The following is an 18,617-nucleotide window of genomic DNA, read 5'->3' on the forward strand; positions in this document are numbered from 1 at the left end:
GCATGCAAGGAAACACAGGGTGAGAATCGCCACCATCACCAACTGGGCCTACGGGATCACCGTCGGCCTGACGCTGGCCTCCGGGAGCGCCATGCTCATGGCCTCCAGCGCAGACCGCGTCGAACGCCAGGCGGTACAGCAGCGCCAGGTCTTTGATACCCTCTCCGACGAGGTGGAAAACGACGCCTGGGCGCTGTCAGACCTCGCCCGGCTATACGTGGTTAAGCCCTCGCCGGAGACGCTGGAGCAGTACCAGCAGCTGCAGCGGACCGACAAAAGTATTGAGCTGCGGCTGGCCAGATTGAAAGATAACGGCGCCAGCCGCGAGGAGCTGGCGCTGCTGCACGATGGCCTGCAGATTGCCGCTGAACTGCAGGATGAACAACAGGCCGCCCTGGCGCATGTCGCCCACGGCGATGCGCCAGCGGCCATCGCCGTGCTGTACGGTAATGCATACGAGACCGAGCTGGAACGCATGCAGACTCAGATCGATCGCTTCCGCCAGATGCTCGAAAATCGCGCCGCCGTCGCCATTGACCAGGCCACCGAACGCTCGCGGATCTGGCGCACCCTGTCGGAAATCATGGTCGGCCTGACCGCGCTGATGTTTTTGTTCGTCCTCGGCTTTATTCTCAAGCGGCGGGTGCTCTACCCGGTGGTTCGCCTGAGCGACGTGGTGCAGCGTCTCGCCTCCCAGGACTATGCGGTGGAGACGCCGCAGTTTACTCAGGTGGATGAGATTGGCGATATGGCCCAGGCCATCCGCATTTTTCGCGAGAACGGCCTGGCCCGCCAGCAGCTGGAGCAGCAGCGCGACGCTGACTGGGCGATCCGCGAACTGCTGGCGCGCATGACCCAGCGTCTGCAGGGCTGTGAAACCATTGAGGATGTGATTAAGGTGGCGGAACTGTTTGCGCCGAATATCGCCCCGACGATCCCCGGGAAACTGTATATTCTGGATACCGATCCCTGGCAGATGCGCTGCGTGGCGCAGTGGCTGGCGCCCGCCGGGGAGACGACGCCCTTTTCACCCGACGACTGTTGGGCGATACGTCGGGGACTCAGCCATCCGCCGGTGCAGGGCGAACCCGATATCACCTGCTATCATCTGCCGGAGGCGTATGCCGGCCAGTCGCTCTGCGTACCGCTCATCGCCCAGGGCGAAGCCATCGGGCTGCTGACCTTTCAGAACGTTACCGCCAGTGACGCTCCTTCCCGGGCCTACCTTGAGCTGATGGCGGAAGCGCTGGGCCTGGCGCTGGCCAATCAGCGCTTACGCAGCGCCCTGCTGGAAAAAGCGCTGTTCGATTCCCTGACCGGCCTGCGTAATCGCCATCATCTGGACGAAGCGCTGCATTCACAGATGGCGCTGGCGGTCCATACCCACACCCCGCTGAGCTGTCTGATGATCGACATCGATCATTTTAAAGCCATCAATGACCGCTACGGCCACGAGGCCGGGGATCTGGTGATTAAGAGCGTCGCCACCATCGTGCAGCGCGCGGTGCGCGATATCGGCACGGCTTTCCGCTACGGCGGCGAAGAGTTTCTGGTGCTGCTCCCCGGCCTTGACGAAGCCGAGGCGCACCAGTGCGCCAGCGAGATCTATACCCAGGTGCACGCGATGACGCTGCGAGATGGTCTGACCGAGATAGGCCAGGTGGATGTGTCGATTGGCATCGCCAGCTACCCGCAGCACACCCAAAGCGACAGCCTGCTGCGCGCGGCGGACGCCGCGCTGTACCGGGCGAAAGAGCTGGGCCGCTCAAGGATTGTCAGCTTTGGCCGCCTGAAGACCAGCTAACCGGGTGATTGCTCGGTCGCATTGAGCAGCGAGATAACTTTCCGCACCACCGCCGAACGGATATGGCGGTGGTAAACCATGCTCAGCTCACTCTCCGCCAGCCGGTCCTGAAGATCGATATACACCACGTTATCGAGGCGTAAGGCCCGCGCCGAGACCGGAACCAGGGCCACCCCGACCCCGGCGGAGACCAGGCTAATCATCGAGGTGACGTCGTTAATCCGCTGCGCCACCTGCGGCGTAAAGCCCGCGACGCGGCAGGCGTCAATAAACACCTGCTCCAGCCCGGTGCCCTGCGGATCGTCAAGCGAGATCCAGTTATCCGCGCGCAATGAGGCCAGATTGAGCGCCCCCACGCCCGCCAGCGGATGCTGTTGATAGAGCGCCAGGCAGAGCTTTTCCCGCACAAACGGCCTGACCACCAGCGCCTCCGGCGGCGAGGCCAGCGGCGCGCGGATGATGGCGATATCCAGGCGCAGATCCAGCAGCGCTTCGTAGAGCATTTGCACATCGCCATGCACCAGCGACAGCTCAATCCCCGGCCAGTCGGCGCGCAGCTCGCGCAGCAGCCCCGGCAGTTTACTGTCGTACATCGCGCTGGAGACATACCCCAGATGCAGCCTTCCCTGCTCGCCCCGCGCGGTGCGCTGGGCGTCCAGTGCCGCCTGGTCGACCATCTCCAGCGCCAGCCGCGTCTTCTGCCAAAAGGCCTCGCCCGCGGCGGTCAGGGTCAGACGGCGGTTGGCGCGGGAGAAGAGCACCACCCCCAGACGCTGCTCGAGCTGTTTAATCTGCTGGCTGAGGGCGGGCTGGGCGATATGTAACCGCTCCGCCGCCCGGTGCATATGTAACTCTTCGGCAACGACCACAAAATGGCGTAACGCTCGCAAGGACATGCCGGACTCCATAGGTTTTATTGATAACAAAAATCTTATCAATAACGCATGAATGATGCAATTGATAACCATTAGCCTGCGAAGCATACTGTGCGCATCGACACGCTAAGGAGAACATCATGACCGCACCGATTCAGGATCTGCGCGACGCCATCGCGCTGCTGCAACAGCATGACAATCAATACCTCGAAACCAATCATCCGGTGGACCCTAACGCCGAGCTGGCCGGCGTCTATCGTCATATCGGCGCCGGCGGCACCGTGAAGCGCCCCACCCGCATTGGCCCGGCGATGATGTTTAACAATATTAAAGGCTATCCGCATTCACGCATTCTGGTGGGCATGCACGCCAGCCGCCAGCGGGCGGCGCTGCTGCTGGGCTGCGAAGCTTCGCAGCTGGCGCTGGAGGTGGGTAAAGCGGTGAAAACACCGGTTGCGCCGGTGGTGGTTCCGGCCGGCAGCGCCCCCTGTCAGGAGCAGGTTTTTCTGGCCGACGATCCGGACTTTGATTTGCGCACCCTGCTCCCGGCGCCCACCAACACCCCGATCGACGCCGGCCCCTTCTTCTGCCTGGGCCTGGCGCTGGCCAGCGATCCTGACGACGCCTCGCTCACCGACGTCACCATCCACCGCTTGTGCGTGCAGGGCCGGGATGAGCTGTCGATGTTTCTTGCCGCCGGCCGCCATATCGAAGTGTTTCGCCAGAAAGCCGAGGCTGCCGGCAAACCGCTGCCGATAACCATCAATATGGGTCTCGATCCGGCCATCTATATTGGCGCCTGCTTCGAAGCCCCTACCACGCCGTTTGGCTATAACGAACTGGGCGTCGCCGGCGCGCTGCGTCAGCGCCCGGTGGAGCTGGTGCAGGGCGTCAGCGTCCCGGAGAAAGCCATCGCCCGCGCCGAGATCGTCATTGAAGGCGAACTGCTGCCCGGCGTGCGCGTCAGAGAAGATCAACACACCAACAGCGGCCACGCGATGCCGGAATTTCCCGGCTACTGCGGCGGCGCCAACCCGTCGCTGCCGGTGATCAAAGTCAAAGCGGTAACCATGCGGCACAATGCCATCCTGCAGACGCTGGTGGGACCGGGGGAAGAACATACCACCCTCGCCGGGCTGCCGACCGAAGCCAGTATCTGGAATGCCGTCGAGGCCGCCATCCCGGGCTTTTTACAAAACGTCTACGCCCACACCGCGGGCGGCGGTAAATTTCTGGGGATCCTGCAGGTGAAAAAACGTCAGCCCGCCGACGAAGGACGTCAGGGACAGGCTGCGCTGCTGGCGCTGGCGACCTATTCCGAACTGAAAAACATCATTCTGGTTGATGAGGATGTCGATATCTTTGACAGCGACGATATCCTGTGGGCGATGACCACCCGCATGCAGGGGGATGTCAGCATCACCACCCTCCCCGGTATCCGCGGTCACCAGCTCGATCCTTCCCAGACGCCGGAATACAGTCCGTCGATCCGCGGGGAAGGTATCAGCTGCAAGACGATTTTTGACTGCACGGTTCCCTGGGCGCTGAAAGCGCACTTTGAGCGTGCGCCGTTTGCCGATGTCGACCCGCGTCCGTTTGCCCCGGAGTATTTTGCCCGTCTGGAAAACGGCCACGGTCAGTAAGTCAGTCAAGCGGGGCGACAGGCGCCGGACACACGGCGTCTGTCGCCCGATGCAGCGCCATCCGGAGCGGATGGCGAAGGCGGGTTAGTTGATCGCCGCGGCGAGGTCTTTTTTCACCTGCTCACGCTGCTCGGCGGTCAGCACCTGGCTGACGTCGAAGTAGTATTTCACGCGATAATAGCGCACCTGCTGATCCAGTTGGCTAAAGGCAGCCAGCTGCTGTTTGACTTTGGCTTCATCCCATTTCCCGGAGTGAATCACGTCGGCCAGGGCGCCGTCCTGATAGCCGCTGATTTTAATCTGGCTCACACTGTTTTCGAAGCCCTGACGCAGCGCCTGGATTTTGGCGACCTGATCCTCACTCAGCTTCAGGTGCTGGACGACCGGGTCCTGCGAGACAGACGGCACGTCAGCCGAGGTCGACGCCTGGCTGGCGGCGGTGAAGCAGGTGGTCAGCGCAATGGCGATCAGGGTGTTACGCAAGCGTGTATTCACAATGAGTTATCCTTCAGGCAAGTAAAAGAGACTGGATTATCATCGCGGGAATAAAGACTATCTGTAACAAAGCATTCGTTTAAAACTGGATAAGAAAAGAATGGCAGGTTACCGAAACCTGGCCCCGGCGGGCGCTCAGCAGCAAAGAAAGATATATTCATCCTTCCAGTAACGGCCCTGACCAATGATATCCCCGGCCGCATTGATGAGCCGTTTTTGCTTTTCGGTTTCAATCCCCTCCACAATCACATGCCCGGTCAGGGTATGAATAGCTTGTAACAACCCGGGCAAAGCGGGATCGTTTTCTTTGTCCCAGAAATAGTCTTTATCCACTTTGACGCAATCAAAGCGAAATCGCTCCAGCAGCCGGAACGTCGTTCGTCCGCGACCAAAGTCATCCAGCCAGACCGGGCAAAGCGCCGCCAGCGTGCTCAGCGCCGTCAGTTCACGGCCGGCGATAAATTCATGAAAATTCTCATTTATTTCCAGAGCAATGTATTTACAGGAGCGCAGAAAATCACAGAGATAGCGGTCGGTCAGAATAAAATGGCTTAATAAATCATCAATATTCAGAGAGATCGGCTTATTATCGACCTGGGAAAAATCAAATACGGAAAGCAACTCGATTTGTCGGGTAAATAGTGCAAGCTTATCGCTTTCGGTGAGCGTGGAGAAAGAAAACGTGGGCGCTGAGGTGTTATTTTGTGCGGGTGCTATAATGTCTTTAGTGAGCAATTCCCACGAGTGGTAGCCGCCACCATCGCTAATAGCGGGCTCCAGAACGAAGCGATAAGAGGTATTTTTCACGTTTTCTTCAACCATTTAAAAAATACCAGAAATAAGAAAGGGTTAAAGCATGTCATATATTTCCCGCTAACAAAAATAGTTTAAAATGATCGATAAGAAACATTCGATAGCTAAAAGCTATCAAGATATAATTTATTGATCGGTAAAGTGAATTAATATAAATTTGCCCCCGCTGTCAGACCCGCGTAAATCACAATTAAAATATCGTTTCAAACCAGCAAGTTACAAGATAACCCCTCCGCCAGGCATGGCGACTTCATGCTTTTCCCTGCAGGATAAAAAACATGGTGTAATAAAAACGAAAAAAACAAGCCGCCAGTTTTGTCATATTGTTATGCCGAAGATGAATAACGCATCACCCGGCACGCCCCGCCGGCCATGCCTTCTGCGGGCGATAAATCAGGCAGCCGGGTCAACGAAACGTCATATTTTCCCGCTACCTTACTGGCAGAAAAGGCGAAGCGGGAACAGGGTAGTGAAAAGAATATACGTGGTTCCGCTGGCGCTGATGCTGATCATGCTCAGCGTCAGCGCGTGGCGGGAACCGGCTCCGCGGCATGCTGCCAGAGGGCTGTGCGTCTGGTTTGATGGCGCAATGGTCGACTGCCTGCAGAGGCAGCGGCTGGGCGAAGCGAGGCCCGCTCACGCGCTGGTCAGACGATAAACCGGTACCCGCCGGGTGGTATTGAACAGATTGTCGCTGACCTCCACCTCCTCAGTGACAATAGCCATCCCGGACCGGCGCAGCTGGGCAATGTCCGCCGCCACCCGCTGACTGCCGAACCAGAACAGGGCATCAAGCGCGGTAACCGGCAGGCCGGCGATTAATGCCTGGCGGAGTCGATCCCGGGCAGGTTTAATCTCCCGGGCGATCTGCTGGTACGGCGCCGCCGTCAGGCCCGTCGCTTCGACGCGACGAATGCGGTTTGTCAGGTGGTAATGAAAGCTCTCCGGTACAACCTGTAAATCCTGCTTCAAACTGTAGACGCAGCCGTAACGTTTGCCGTTGAAAACGGCGGCTTTACGGCTGAGCTGCAGCGTCTCGCGGACGTCGGCGATCAGCTGCGGCGCGCGGACCAGCAGCAGGCGAAAAGGCAGCTCGAAGCTGGTGACATAGTCGACGTTCAGTAACGCAATGCGCAGGCGCTCCTCTGCCCCGGCCTGCAGCTGACGGCACTCCTGATAGACTTCGCGCCACTGCTCCCGCAGCCGCGACGTTTCACCGGCTTCGGTAAACTGGTATTTTTCAATATCATAATCAACTCTCCCGGCCACCGCGCATTCCTTCCTGAATCAGTCCCGGCGTTATACTATCATCCTCCGGCGCTGTACCCTACGCCGAGCGCCGTCGCCGCTGTCGGTTATTTACGATAAAGATAACGGGTGATGACCACATCAAGAACAAACAGCAGGAAAATAACGCTGCTTAACCACAATAAGCCTGCGAATAAATCAAGTAATTGCATCGTTGTTCCCTCGCCGTTGGCCATAAAATATAAAGCCCCATCACCATAAAGTAGTTAAGAACTACCTTAACAGCCACAGAATAAAAATTATTTAGCGATATGAAATCCCGAGCCCTTGCAGGTTCATTTTACTGACATCAAATTGTCATCAAACAATGTCTATCATCAGCCGACGCCACAGGATTGTTCCTGCCGTCATGGTATCGCCGGCAAACGCGCGACCGCACGGTTTAACAACACGGAATAATATCGCCCTACCCCACTCTTACTGTCATTGCATAATCTTATATCAGGCCCCATTGCCATTCTGCTGAATAATCCGGAAAGCGCGATAAGTCATAAACGCCCTGCTGATTGGTTGACCATGGAGAAATACGATGCCCAGCGAAAAAGCCCGCAGCCTTGACCATTTCTATGAATTACTGGCGACAGGACAACATCAGAAAATTGAACTCGATTTCGACGTCGCCGCGGACGATTTTTTTAAAATCGCCACCGAGTTTGGCGACATTGGCGCGAGGATCACCCGGCTGAATGAGCGATTTATTATTAAGATCAAGTCGCCGAAAGCCTAAGCCCCTGCCCGCCCTCTCTGGCGGGCGTCAGGCCAGCGGTCGTCGCCCGTCCCTTTTTCTTAACGAGTGCCGGTCTGCCGTTCGGCAAAATAGTGTGCCGGCGTCGTCCCCATCGTTTTTTTAAACAGGGTAATGAAAGCATTCACCGACTCATACCCCAGCTTAGCCGCCACGTTTTGTACCGAAACGCCGCTGGCCAGCTCCTGCAGGGCAATAATCAGATGCAGCTGCTGGCGCCAGCGTCCGAAGGTGAGGCCGGTCTCCCGCCGCATCAGGCGCGCCAGGGAGCGTTCACTCAGCGCCAGACGTTTCGCCCACACCGGCAGGGTACTGCGATCGTCAGGATGACTCACCAGCCTGTCGGCCATGGCGCGTATTTTGGGGTGCGCTGAGACGGGCAGATTCAGGCGCTGCGCCGGCATGGTCGCCAGCTCGTCGAGGGTCACCCGGGTCAGTCTCCCGGCATGGCTATCCGCCGCGTAGTCCGCCCTTTCGCGAGTAAGCCGCCCCACCAGCTCATGGATCAGGGAAGAGAGCGCCAGCGCGCAGCAGCTGTCGGGCAGCGCCGCCGCCCCGGGTTCAATAAACAGGTAGTTGAGGCGCGCGTTCCAGGTGGCGGTCACACTGTGGGCAATACCGCCCGGGATCCATACCGCGCAGCGAGGCGGCACGATCCACAGGTTATTTTCCGCCCGACAACGCACCGCGCCATACAGCACGATAATCAGTTGTCCTTTGCGATGGCTATGCACCGGCACTTCGGCTTCATACTCGACAAAATCAAGATGACGCGCGACGGCCGGGCAGGAAGACGCGTCCGGATCGTACAGCGTATTGGCAAAGGGTGATGGCATACGGTTGGCAAGATTCAGGTATTTTTTGACAGAATAGAGTATTTCTCCGCAAGCGCAAGCCGGCAATAATCGGCGGCATGAACATCATCCTCTTTCGTCAGGCCCGCTGGCTGCGGGCCGCAGGCGCCGTCGCGCGCCGTTTCATGCCGCAAACACCCTCAGCCGCGCTGCGCAGCGATGGCCAGGCGGTGATCTATGCCGCGAAGAGTTTCGCCGCGGCGATGCTGGCTTACTATCTTGCGCTCTCCATCGGTCTGCAGCGGCCTTCCTGGGCCATCATCACCGTCTATATCGTCTCGCAGACCTCGGCGGGCGCCTCGTTGAGCCGTAGCGTCTATCGGCTGGTCGGGACCGTCGTCGGCGCGGCGGCCACCGTGATCATCGTGCCCACCTTCGTTAACCAGCCGATCCTGTGCAGCGTCATGCTGGCCCTGTGGATCGCGGGTAGCCTCTGCCTGTCCCTGCTTGAACGCACGCCGCGCGGGTACGCCTTCCTGCTGGCGGGCTACACCGCGAGCCTGATTGGCTTTCCCGCCGTCTCCGCGCCCGGGACGATTTTTGACCTCGCCGTCACCCGGGTGGAAGAGATCGTCATCGGTATCTTATGCGCCGGCCTGATCCATCGCTTCGTGCTGCCGGTGCGCATCGCCGGGCGGTTTAACAGCACGCTGGCACAGACGCTGGCAACCGCCCGCCAGCGGATCGCCGATACGCTGGCAGGCAAGCCGGTGGCGGCGGAAACGCTGCGGCTGGCGCTGAGCCTGCAGTTTCTCCAGGGCATTAACCACCACCTGCCCTGGGATGACGGCCTGTCTGTCCCTCACCGCCAGGCGAGAAAAGCGATCCACGACCGGCTGGCGCGACTGTTGATCGTCAATGGCGAATTGTATGACCGTTTACAGCGGAGCGGGCCGCCACCTGACGACCTGCAGGCGCTGCTGGCGGAGGCAGAGGCCTGGCTGACAGGCCCGCAAGCCGCCAGGTCGGCGCCCTCGGCAGACGGACTTCTCTCCCGCTGCGAGCGGCTCATCGTCCGGTACGCTGCTGACGCGCAGACCATGGACGAGGCGCTGCGGCTCAGCCTGGCGCGCCATCTGGCGGAAGCCATCCGCCTCCTGCTGGAGAGCGAGCGGCTGGCGAAGGCGGTTTATCGCCGGCGGTCGCCTGCCCTGCCCCCCGACGCCGGCGCGGCGAAGGGTTATGTTTTCCATCGCGATCCGCTCAGCGCCCTGCGGACTTCCTTCGGCGCCTTCGTCATCATCCTTAGCGGCTGCCTGATCTGGATAGGATCCGCCTGGCCCGATGGCGGCACCGCGGTCTCGATCCTCGGGGTCTGCTGTAGCCTGTTCGCCAGCTTCGACGCGCCGGCGGCGCATCTGGTGAAATACCTGATCGGCTGCGTGTGGGGCGTGCTGTTCAGCCTGCTCTACAGCTTCGTCCTGCTGCCGCAGGTGAACGAATTTGCGCTGCTGGCGGCGGTGCTCGCCCCGGTCTATCTGCTGGCCGGCTCGCTGCAGGCGCGGCCAGCCACCACCTTTATGGCGATGGGCATCACCCTGACGCTGCCGATATTGTGCGAGCTGGGGGCCAGCTACCGCGGCGACTTCGCGACGGCGATCAATACCGCGCTCGCGCTATTTATCGCCGTCGGTTATGCGGCGTTTGGTATGCGCCTACTGCAAACCGTGCAGGCGGAAACCGCTATCCGTCGACTGCTGACGCTGTGCCAGCGCGATATCCGCCGCGCCGCTCGCGGCCGGCTGGCGCACAATGCCCACCGCTGGACCAACCTGATGATCGACCGCACCGCATTACTGCTGCCCCGCCTGCCGCAGAGCGGACCGGCAGCCGGTCAGTTGCTTGACAAGATGCTGCGCGATATTCGTACCGGTCTCGCCGTGATCCATCTGCGCCGTCGCTATCAGCAGGCGGACAGTGCGTCGGCGGACGCAGTGCAAGCGCTCCTGGATGCGCTGAACCCGCAGCCGGACATGACGGCCCTGGAGCAACCGGTCAATGCGCTGCTGGCCCAGGCTTTACCGGCGACCGATGCCGCCTCGCGCGAACGCGCGGAAGCGCTCATCGCGCTGTATTGCGCCTTACACCTGCCTGAGGAGAGCCAGAACCATGCGTGACCTCGCGCTGGGCGGGGTATTTTTCCCCGGCCTGCTGATTGTCGGCCTTATCGCCCTGCTCGCTACACTGTTGCTGCAACCGCTTATCTTCTCCGCCCGCGGCCCGGGTCGCCTGCCGTGCCGGCCGCTGTGGGGACTGTCCCTTTTTATCACGCTTTTCTTCCTGCTCCTGCAGGGCGTTCACACGCTGGGGTTATCCGTATGACACTTTATCTGACACTTCTGGGCCGCTATGCCCTGACCTTAGGCGCCGTCGCCGCCGCCGCGCTACTGGCTTTCATTTTCTGGAAACAGGAGGCGCAGACGCCCTGGACCCGCGATGGCCGGATGCGGGCCGACGTGGTGCAGATCGCCCCCAATGTCTCGGGGCCGGTGGCCAGCGTGGCGGTGAAAGACAACCAGTGGGTCAATCGGGGAGAGGTACTCTATACCATCGATCCGCGCTGGCTGAAGCTGGCGGTCAGCAGCGCCCAGGCGGAGGTGGAAGCCCGACGCCAGGAGATGGCGATGCGCCAGGATGCCGCCAGACGTCGGGCGCAGATCCAGGGCGTCATCTCCAGCGAAGATCTGAAACAGACCAACAGCGCGGCCAGCGTCGCGGCCGCTAACTACCAGGGCGCGCTGGCGGCACTGGCGCTGGCGCAGCTGAATGTAGCGCATGCCACCGTGCGGGCGCCGGTATCCGGCTACGTGACCCATCTCCGGCTGCGCCCCGGCGACTATGCCACCGCCGGGGTGACGACCGTCGCCATTATCGATGGTCAGAGCTTCTGGGTGGTGGGGTATTTTGAAGAGACCCGTCTGCGCCACATCCACATTGGCGATACCGCGCACATCACGCTGATGGGCTATGACCCGGTTATTACCGGCCATGTGGAGAGCATCGGGCACGGGATCGGCGATACCAATGATGAAACCGGCGCCCTGGGCCTGCCGCAGGTCGAGCCAACGTTCAGCTGGGTGCGGCTGGCGCAGCGTGTGCCGGTGCGTATCCATATCGATACCCTGCCCGCGGGTGTGGAGCGGGTCGCCGGTCTGTCCGCGACCATTTCGGTCATCCCTGACCGGACGGCGCGGCGCGCCGGTCAATCATCAGTAGCCGACTTGCTGTCCTCTCAGTGATAGCCTTCGCTGCCGGACACTTTGCCGCGAAAGACGTAATAGCTCCAGGCGGTATACATCAGGATCACCGGGATGATCAGCAGCGCCCCCGGCAGCATAAATACCTGGCTGGAGGGCGGCGCGGCGGCATCCCACAGGGAGATGTGCGGCGGAATAATGTTCGGCCAGACGCTGATCCCCAGCCCGCTGAAGCCGAGGAATATCAGGCCCAGCGTCAGGATAAAGGGACGAGCGTGGCTGGCGGGGCGCGCGCTCAGGCGCCAGATCCACAGGCTCAGGGTCAGCACCAGGATCGGCACCGGCACGAACCAGAAGAAATTGGGCAGCGTAAACCAGCGTTCCGCCACGTAGCGCCAGCCCAACGGCGTCCAGACGCTGACCACCGCGATCACCGCCATCAGCGCCAGCAGCACCTTGCGGGTCAGCTCGCGCATCCGCTGCTGCAGCGCGCCTTCGCTTTTCATGATGAGCCAGGTGGTGCCCAACAGCAGATAGGCCACCACCAGCCCCAGACCGCAGAACAGGTTAAAGGGGGTAAGCCAGTCCAGCGTCGAGCCGGCGAAGCGGCGGTCGGCTACCGCAAAGCCGTTGATAAAGGCGCCGACGACAATCCCCTGGCTGAAGGTCGCCAGCAGCGAGCCGCCGGCGAAGGCATAGTCCCAGAAGGTGCGATGCGAGGGAACCGCTTTAAAACGAAACTCAAACGCCACGCCGCGGAAAATCAGGCCGATGAGCATCGCCGTCAGCGGGATAACCAGCGCATCGGTGATCACCGCGTAAGCCAGCGGAAACGCGCCGAACAGCCCTGCCCCGCCGAGCACCAGCCAGGTTTCGTTACCATCCCAGACGGGCGCCACGCTGTTAACCATCACATCGCGCTCTTCGGCGTCATGCACCACGCTGAACAGCATCCCGATGCCTAAATCGAAACCATCCATCACGATATACATCAACGTGGCGAAGACAATGATGACAAACCAAATCACCGAGATATCGATGCTCATGATGCGTTCTCCTCATCCCGCACCGGCTCTGCCGCCGAGAGCGGACGCGCCGGGGTGCCTGCGGTTTGCGAGGTCAGCTCCGTCACCGGCTGCGGCCCTTTTTTGATAAGCCGGAAGATATAGTAATACCCCACGCCAAACACCGCGCAGTAGACCACGATAAACACCAGCAGGCTGATAGCCATCTGCAGCGTACTGTGCAACGACACCGCGTCCCGGGTGCGCAGCAAACCGTAGATCACCCACGGCTGACGGCCCATCTCGGTGGTCACCCACCCGGCGACCAGCGCAATAAGACCGGCGGGCCCCATACAGAGCGCAAACCACTGGAACGGACGCGAATGGTACAGCCGCCGCCGATAGCGCAGCCAGGCGCTGCAGATCCCTAAGGCGATCATCAACACGCCCATCCCAACCATGATACGGAACGACCAGAACACGGCGGGCGAATAGGGCCGGTCCTCTTTCGGGAAATCTTTCAGGGCCGGCACCTGCTTATGCAGGCTGTGGGTGAGGATCAGGCTGCCCAGCGCCGGGATCTCCAGGCCATAGCGGGTCCGCTCCTCTTCCATATCCGGCAGGCCAAACAGTAACAGCGGGGTGGCCTCGCCCGGCCGGTTTTCCCAGTGTCCTTCAATCGCCGCAATCTTCGCCGGCTGATGCTCAAGGGTGTTAAGGCCATGCATATCCCCCACCACCGCCTGGATGGGCGCCACCAGCAGCGCCATCCACATCGCCATCGACAGCATTTTGCGGATGGCCGGCGAGTCGTTGCCGCGCAGCAGATGCCAGGCGGCGGAGGCCCCGACGAACATGGCGCTGCTGAGGAACGCGGCGATCGCCATATGGAACAAGCGATACGGGAATGAGGGGTTAAAGATAATCGCCAGCCAGTCCTGCGGGATAAGGTGGCCATTTTCGAGGGTAAAACCCTGCGGCGTCTGCATCCAGCTATTGGAGGCGAGGATCCAGAAGGTGGAGACCAGGGTGCCAAGGGCTACCATGCAGGTGGTAAAAAAATGCAGCGCCGGCGGCACCTTGCTCCAGCCGAACAGCATCACGCCGAGGAATCCCGCTTCGAGGAAGAAGGCGGTCAGCACTTCATACAGCAGCAGCGGGCCGGTAATACTGCCGGCAAACTGGGAGAATCCGCTCCAGTTGGTGCCGAACTGATAGGACATGACTAATCCGGAAACCACGCCCATGCCAAAATTGACGGCGAAAATTTTCAGCCAGAAGTTGTAGAGCGAGCGCCAGACGTTATCCCGGGTTCGCAGCCACATCCCTTCCAGCACCACAAGGTAGCTGGCAAGGCCGATGGTGATGGCCGGAAACAGAATATGGAAGGAAACGGTAAAGGCAAATTGCAGTCGGGCCAGATGAAACGCGTCAAATTCAAACATAATCCGCACCCATCATTATGAAACGCCCCGGCCGCAGCCGGGGCTTATGCGAACATCACTTAGCCGATGATGAGGTGTTTTGCTTACCGGCGCCCAGTTCAGCGCCGGTCAAAGGATCACCCTGTGGGTCAGACTCTGTTCGCTTCAGCATCGCTTTGCACAGCGCTTCCTGCTCCGGCGTCAGGCCGACAGAGGCGCTGCCATCTCCGCCATCCACGGCCGGCTGCGGATCCTGGACATAATCGAAGTGTTTGTCACTGTTCCAGCTGCCGCGTACTTCTCCACCTTCAGACATATTGTAGTAGGTGTTCGCGTACTCGCTAATGGGCGGCAGTTTGCCCGGCGGATAGTTGTTGCGAATTGACTGCAGCGCCTTCTCAAAAGAGAGCTGATGCGCCGCTTCGCGGGTCATCAGGAACGCCAGCGCGTCTTTTACGCCGGGATCGTCGGTCACGTTGATCAACCGTTCATAGACGATCTTCGCCCTCGCCTCCGCCGCGACGTTTGACCGCAGGTCGGCGGTGGGTTCGCCGATAGTATCAATGTAGGCCGCCGTCCACGGCACGCCCGCCGAATTGGTCAGCGGGGTACCGCCGCCGTACAGTAACGACGTAATATGGCTGTCGTTGCCGTTGGCGGTGAGCGAACGATAGAGTTCCGCCTCGCTCTCGGTGCCCTCCGCCAGCGCCCCTTTGGCGCCTTTATTTAGCATGCCGACCAGGGTGCCAATGATCTCCAGATGGCTCAGCTCCTCTGTCGCGATATCCATCAGCATGTCTTTGCGGCCGGGATCGTCATCGCTTAATCCCTGAGTGAAATAACGACACGCGGCGGCCAGCTCGCCCTGAGGGCCGCCAAACTGTTCGAGCAGTAAATTCGCGAGCCCCGGATTGGGTTCAGCAACGCGCACGGTATACTGCAGTTGTTTCACATGACGAAACATAGGCCTGCCTCCTGGTTATTTTTTCGCTTCTACGCCGTCAGCATCTGAACGCAGGAGAAATTGCTCCGTGGTCTGAGGAATATGTTTGATCAGCCAGTCGGCCATGGCCTGCTCTTCCGCCAGGATGGCCTCAATGGCCGGAATGGAAGCGGTATCGCCCGCTTTTTCAGCCGCCGCCAGCAGAGAGGTATAGCAGGCGATCTCAAACTGCTCGAAGACGTACCCGCTGATCGAGCCTTTGACTATTTCATCGGAAGGAAACATCCCGCCGATGGACTGGCCGAGAGCCGCCATTTTACTCATCGAATCTTTAATCACCGAGCGCGAAATCTCGTTGCGGTCGAGGATCTCTTCCAGCACGGTAATTTGCCGTTTGGTCTCATTAATATGCTGTTCGATTCTGGCACGGAGATCCGGATAATTATCGATACGGCCAGCCATTGATTCCAGCATGGATTCTGCCTGTTTTTCCATGGCATGCGCATCTCGTAGCCAGTCATGATAATGTTCAATGTGATTCATCGTGATTTCCTCGTGTCAGGGAGCGTTTATTTTTCTGCTTTTTTATTAATATTACCTACCGCCAGGTCGGTTAATTTCACATCGGTTTGTTTTTCTTCTTCCAGGGTTTCGGCCAGCAGCTTGACCGCTTTTTTATAACCCAGCTGTTCCGCCAGGGTCACCAGGGTACCGTAACTGGCAATTTCGTAATGCTCGACCTTTTGCGCAGCGGCAATTAACGCGGCATCACGTACTTCATTTTTTTCCGTGCTCTCAACGACTTCATTGGCCTCTTCGATTAATCCTTCCATGGCCACGCATTTCATGCGTTTGATTTTCAGACCGGATTCCTGCTCAACGATCTGGTCGATACGTTCAATCTGGCCCTGGGTTTCTTCAAGATGAGCATTGAACGCCGCGCTGAGTTTTTCACTGGACGCCGCTCTGGCCAGTTTAGCCAGCCCGCGGGTTAATTGTTTCTCTGCGCTGTAGGTATCTGAGAGCAGGTGAATAAATACATCTTCAATGCTTTTCATATTCATAGAAATACCTTCCGGAGTCAGAAAATAACTGCGAGTCTGTGACAGACTCGCAGGAGATACTTTCACTTCAGGGTGCAAGGAAAAGGATAATCAGGAATTATCAGACTTGCGGCCACCGCCGTGGCTGTTTTGTCCGCCTTTTTTACCCGCTTCGGACGCACGCTGCGGATCATTTTTAAAGTTCCCGCCGCTGTGCTGACCACCTTTACGACCTGCTTCAGAAGCTTTTTCACGGTCTTCAGCAAAATTACCGGAACCACCACGATGCTCTGCCATATTTTCACCTCATGTATATCGGTTATGTCAGTACGATACGAAAATATTCCGTATCACTCGTCGTTCGATATTTAAATCTAGCGGGTAATGCTGGTTAGTCAAATTATTATCCGGTGTTTCCGATACCTTTTAGCAGCAATTCGGAATAATTCTATAAAACACATCAAAAACAACCAGACGGCACATTTCGGCTAACCCCCTGTGTTCAGGGAAATAATGCGTAGAGACCCCCCATGTGGCAAACAATTATTTATACCGGCGGGTTACTCCCGTTGGGTTATATAACGAAGCGGCAGTATTGCCTGTGGCCCGACCGAAATTAGGAATTTTTCTTGTTTTTAAGGAAAAAAAAGCCGCTGGGGAAGCGGCTGGAAAATAAAATGGAGCAAATATCATGCCCGATTAAGCCTGGCATATTCAGGGGAAACAGGCAAATAATGTCAATAAATAAGCGAAGCGTGGAATATATTCAGCGACTGGAATATCACGCAGTTCCATTATTAGTACTCTACGCTTTATTTTTACGGTGGTTTATCGGCGGCATTAGCGTCAGGTCACTTTGCCTTTGCGCCTGATGCGATCAGCCATTCTCTCCAGGAGAAGACTCTATGAAAGCACTCACTTATCATGGCCCCCATCATGTCAGCGTTGACACCATGCCTGACCCATCCCTTGAGGCGCCGGACGATATTATTCTGCGCGTCACGGCGACGGCGATCTGCGGTTCCGATCTGCACCTTTACCGCGGAAAGATCCCCGGCACGCACCATGGTGATATTTTCGGCCATGAATTTATGGGGGAAGTGGTGGACGCCGGTTCGGACGTCACCGCGGTTCGTAAAGGCGATCGGGTGGTTATCCCGTTTGTCATTGCCTGCGGAGACTGCTTCTTTTGTCGCCTGCAGCAATATGCCGCCTGCGAAAGCACCAATAGCGGCCAGGGGGCGACGCTCAATCGCAAAGGTATTTCGCCACCCGCGGCGCTGTTTGGCTATAGTGATTTGTACGGCGGGATCCCCGGCGGCCAGGCGGAATATGTGCGGGTTCCCAAAGCTAATACCGGCCCGTTTAAAGTGCCGGAAACCTTACCCGATGAAAAGGTGCTGTTTCTGTCAGATATTCTGCCCACCGCCTGGCAGGCGGTAAAAAACGCCGAGGTCAAACCCGGCAGCAGCGTGGCTATTTTTGGCGCCGGCCCGGTTGGCCTGCTGTGCGCCTCCTGCGCCAGGCTCAATGGCGCAGAGCAGATATTCATCATTGATCATAACGATTACCGACTCGACTTCGCGCAGCAGCGCTATGGCGCGATCCCGATAAACTTCGACCACCATGACGACCCGGCGCAGTGGATTATCGACAACACCGCCGGCCATCGCGGCGTCGACGCGGTGATTGACGCCGTCGGCTTCGAGGCGAAAGGCAGCCTCACGGAAACCGTCCTCAGCACCCTGAAAATCGAGGGCAGCAGCGGGAAAGCGCTGCGCCAGTGCATCGCCGCCGTGCGCCGCGGCGGCATCGTCAGCGTGCCCGGGGTTTACGCCGGTTTCATTCATGGATTTATGTTTGGCGATGCCTTTGATAAGGGGCTGACCTTCAAAATGGGGCAAACCCACGTCCATGCCTGGTTGCCGGATCTGCTGGCGCTAATTGAGCAAGGGTTGCTCACCCCGGAGGAGATTATCACGCACCATATGCCGCTGGAGGAGGCCGCGCGCGGCTATCAGATCTTTGAGAAGCGTGAAGAGGCATGCCGCAAAGTGATCCTCGTGCCGGGGATGCAGCCCGGAAAGGCAACGCTTTGAGGCGGAGGTTAACGCAGCGAAACCCTTCGGCGGCCAGTGCGGGCCGTGATATAAAAACAGTATCCGCTGGCCCGCCGTGGCGGATACCGCCATTAACCACAGGAGAAGGTCATGCTCGAGTTACGCCCGAATTGCGAATGCTGTGATAAAGATCTGCCGCCAGACTCACCCGAAGCGTTTATCTGTTCGTTCGAGTGTACCTTTTGCCAGGACTGCATGACGGCCCGGCTGAACGGCCATTGCCCGAACTGCGGCGGCGAGCTGGTGCGGCGCCCGGTGCGTCCCGAAGAGGCGCTCCGGCGTCACCCCGCCTCCACCCTGCGTCGCCCTACGCAGTAAAACCGGATGAGCAGGCGTCGCGAACGGGAGC

20 protein-coding genes are annotated in these 18,617 nt (G+C 59.0%); 8 read left to right on the forward strand and 12 right to left on the reverse strand.

Annotated elements, in window-relative coordinates; all coding sequences use genetic code 11:
- The first annotated feature begins 19 nt into the window (after positions 1-19).
- A complete protein-coding gene (locus ABLV04_RS23865) occupies positions 20-1,804 on the forward strand; it encodes a diguanylate cyclase (RefSeq protein WP_023289228.1) in 1,785 nt (594 codons plus the stop codon).
- Here ABLV04_RS23865 and ABLV04_RS23870 read toward each other — a convergent pair.
- Complete coding sequence (locus ABLV04_RS23870) at positions 1,801-2,700, reverse strand: LysR substrate-binding domain-containing protein (protein ID WP_023289227.1); 900 nt, start codon at positions 2,698-2,700, stop codon at positions 1,801-1,803. The genes ABLV04_RS23865 and ABLV04_RS23870 overlap by 4 nt on opposite strands.
- Positions 2,701-2,819: 119 nt before the next feature.
- On the opposite strand from ABLV04_RS23870, the gene ABLV04_RS23875 reads away from it, so the two are divergent.
- Positions 2,820-4,322: a UbiD family decarboxylase gene (locus ABLV04_RS23875; RefSeq protein WP_023289226.1), complete on the forward strand. Its 1,503-nt coding sequence runs from the start codon at positions 2,820-2,822 to the stop codon at positions 4,320-4,322.
- A gap of 84 nt (positions 4,323-4,406) precedes the next feature.
- Here the strand turns inward: ABLV04_RS23875 and ABLV04_RS23880 are convergent, their stop codons facing one another.
- The 4 genes from ABLV04_RS23880 to ABLV04_RS23895 all read right to left on the reverse strand — a co-directional run bounded on the left by ABLV04_RS23880 (position 4,407) and on the right by ABLV04_RS23895 (position 6,899).
- Entirely contained in the window at positions 4,407-4,817 is a 411-nt protein-coding gene (locus ABLV04_RS23880) for a Spy/CpxP family protein refolding chaperone (protein ID WP_023289225.1), read from the reverse strand.
- A gap of 135 nt (positions 4,818-4,952) precedes the next feature.
- A complete protein-coding gene (locus ABLV04_RS23885; RefSeq protein ID WP_023289224.1) occupies positions 4,953-5,639 on the reverse strand; it encodes an EAL domain-containing protein in 687 nt (228 codons plus the stop codon).
- 426 nt (positions 5,640-6,065) lie between these two features.
- Positions 6,066-6,221, reverse strand: coding sequence for a hypothetical protein (locus ABLV04_RS23890; RefSeq protein ID WP_032429125.1), 156 nt, complete (start codon positions 6,219-6,221; stop codon positions 6,066-6,068).
- A gap of 45 nt (positions 6,222-6,266) precedes the next feature.
- Positions 6,267-6,899 (reverse strand): helix-turn-helix domain-containing protein, encoded by a 633-nt coding sequence (locus tag ABLV04_RS23895; protein WP_147733750.1) that lies wholly within the window; start codon positions 6,897-6,899, stop codon positions 6,267-6,269.
- 568 nt (positions 6,900-7,467) lie between these two features.
- On the opposite strand from ABLV04_RS23895, the gene ABLV04_RS23900 reads away from it, so the two are divergent.
- A complete protein-coding gene (locus tag ABLV04_RS23900; protein ID WP_023289222.1) occupies positions 7,468-7,665 on the forward strand; it encodes a hypothetical protein in 198 nt (65 codons plus the stop codon).
- A gap of 59 nt (positions 7,666-7,724) precedes the next feature.
- Here ABLV04_RS23900 and ABLV04_RS23905 read toward each other — a convergent pair whose 3' ends face one another.
- The gene (locus ABLV04_RS23905) at positions 7,725-8,519 is read right to left on the reverse strand and encodes a helix-turn-helix transcriptional regulator (protein ID WP_147733749.1); all 795 of its coding nucleotides are present in this window, start codon (positions 8,517-8,519) and stop codon (positions 7,725-7,727) included.
- Positions 8,520-8,596: 77 nt separating this feature from the next.
- Here ABLV04_RS23905 and ABLV04_RS23910 point away from each other — a divergent pair, with 77 nt between their 5' ends.
- From ABLV04_RS23910 to ABLV04_RS23920, 3 genes are read left to right on the forward strand one after another with little or no spacing between them, the layout of a single operon-like run.
- Complete coding sequence (locus ABLV04_RS23910) at positions 8,597-10,654, forward strand: FUSC family protein (RefSeq protein WP_147733748.1); 2,058 nt, start codon at positions 8,597-8,599, stop codon at positions 10,652-10,654.
- Positions 10,647-10,859 carry a DUF1656 domain-containing protein gene (locus ABLV04_RS23915; protein ID WP_087827280.1) on the forward strand — a complete coding sequence of 71 codons (213 nt, stop codon included), beginning with the start codon at positions 10,647-10,649 and terminating at the stop codon, positions 10,857-10,859. Before ABLV04_RS23910 ends, ABLV04_RS23915 begins: the two co-directional genes overlap by 8 nt.
- Positions 10,856-11,776, forward strand: a complete 921-nt coding sequence (locus tag ABLV04_RS23920; RefSeq protein ID WP_023289218.1) for an HlyD family secretion protein — start codon at positions 10,856-10,858, stop codon at positions 11,774-11,776. The genes ABLV04_RS23915 and ABLV04_RS23920 overlap by 4 nt, the downstream gene beginning before the upstream one ends.
- On the opposite strand, the gene cydB is transcribed toward ABLV04_RS23920, so the two are convergent.
- The 6 genes from cydB to ABLV04_RS23950 all read right to left on the reverse strand — a co-directional run bounded on the left by cydB (position 11,770) and on the right by ABLV04_RS23950 (position 16,445).
- A complete protein-coding gene (cydB, locus tag ABLV04_RS23925; RefSeq protein WP_048297273.1) occupies positions 11,770-12,780 on the reverse strand; it encodes a cytochrome d ubiquinol oxidase subunit II in 1,011 nt (336 codons plus the stop codon). The genes ABLV04_RS23920 and cydB overlap by 7 nt on opposite strands.
- On the reverse strand, positions 12,777-14,183 hold the full coding sequence (locus ABLV04_RS23930; protein WP_023289216.1) for a cytochrome ubiquinol oxidase subunit I: 1,407 nt from the start codon (positions 14,181-14,183) through the stop codon (positions 12,777-12,779). Before ABLV04_RS23930 ends, cydB begins: the two co-directional genes overlap by 4 nt.
- 55 nt (positions 14,184-14,238) lie before the next feature.
- The gene (locus tag ABLV04_RS23935; protein ID WP_050533966.1) at positions 14,239-15,126 is read right to left on the reverse strand and encodes a manganese catalase family protein; all 888 of its coding nucleotides are present in this window, start codon (positions 15,124-15,126) and stop codon (positions 14,239-14,241) included.
- 15 nt (positions 15,127-15,141) lie between these two features.
- A complete protein-coding gene (locus tag ABLV04_RS23940; RefSeq protein WP_023289214.1) occupies positions 15,142-15,648 on the reverse strand; it encodes a ferritin-like domain-containing protein in 507 nt (168 codons plus the stop codon).
- 26 nt (positions 15,649-15,674) lie between these two features.
- A complete protein-coding gene (locus ABLV04_RS23945; protein WP_023289213.1) occupies positions 15,675-16,169 on the reverse strand; it encodes a ferritin-like domain-containing protein in 495 nt (164 codons plus the stop codon).
- Between the two features lie 90 nt (positions 16,170-16,259).
- Positions 16,260-16,445 carry a general stress protein gene (locus ABLV04_RS23950; protein WP_004150795.1) on the reverse strand — a complete coding sequence of 62 codons (186 nt, stop codon included), beginning with the start codon at positions 16,443-16,445 and terminating at the stop codon, positions 16,260-16,262.
- Positions 16,446-17,053: 608 nt separating this feature from the next.
- Here ABLV04_RS23950 and ABLV04_RS23955 point away from each other — a divergent pair.
- Positions 17,054-18,247, forward strand: coding sequence for a zinc-dependent alcohol dehydrogenase (locus tag ABLV04_RS23955; RefSeq protein ID WP_048334729.1), 1,194 nt, complete (start codon positions 17,054-17,056; stop codon positions 18,245-18,247).
- Between the two features lie 111 nt (positions 18,248-18,358).
- Complete coding sequence (locus ABLV04_RS23960) at positions 18,359-18,586, forward strand: DUF1272 domain-containing protein (protein ID WP_044522234.1); 228 nt, start codon at positions 18,359-18,361, stop codon at positions 18,584-18,586.
- The last annotated feature ends 31 nt before the right edge of the window (positions 18,587-18,617 follow it).

Source organism: Klebsiella sp. JN_Kp127 (assembly GCF_040062505.1).
Taxonomy (GTDB): Bacteria; Pseudomonadota; Gammaproteobacteria; order Enterobacterales; family Enterobacteriaceae; genus Klebsiella; species Klebsiella quasipneumoniae.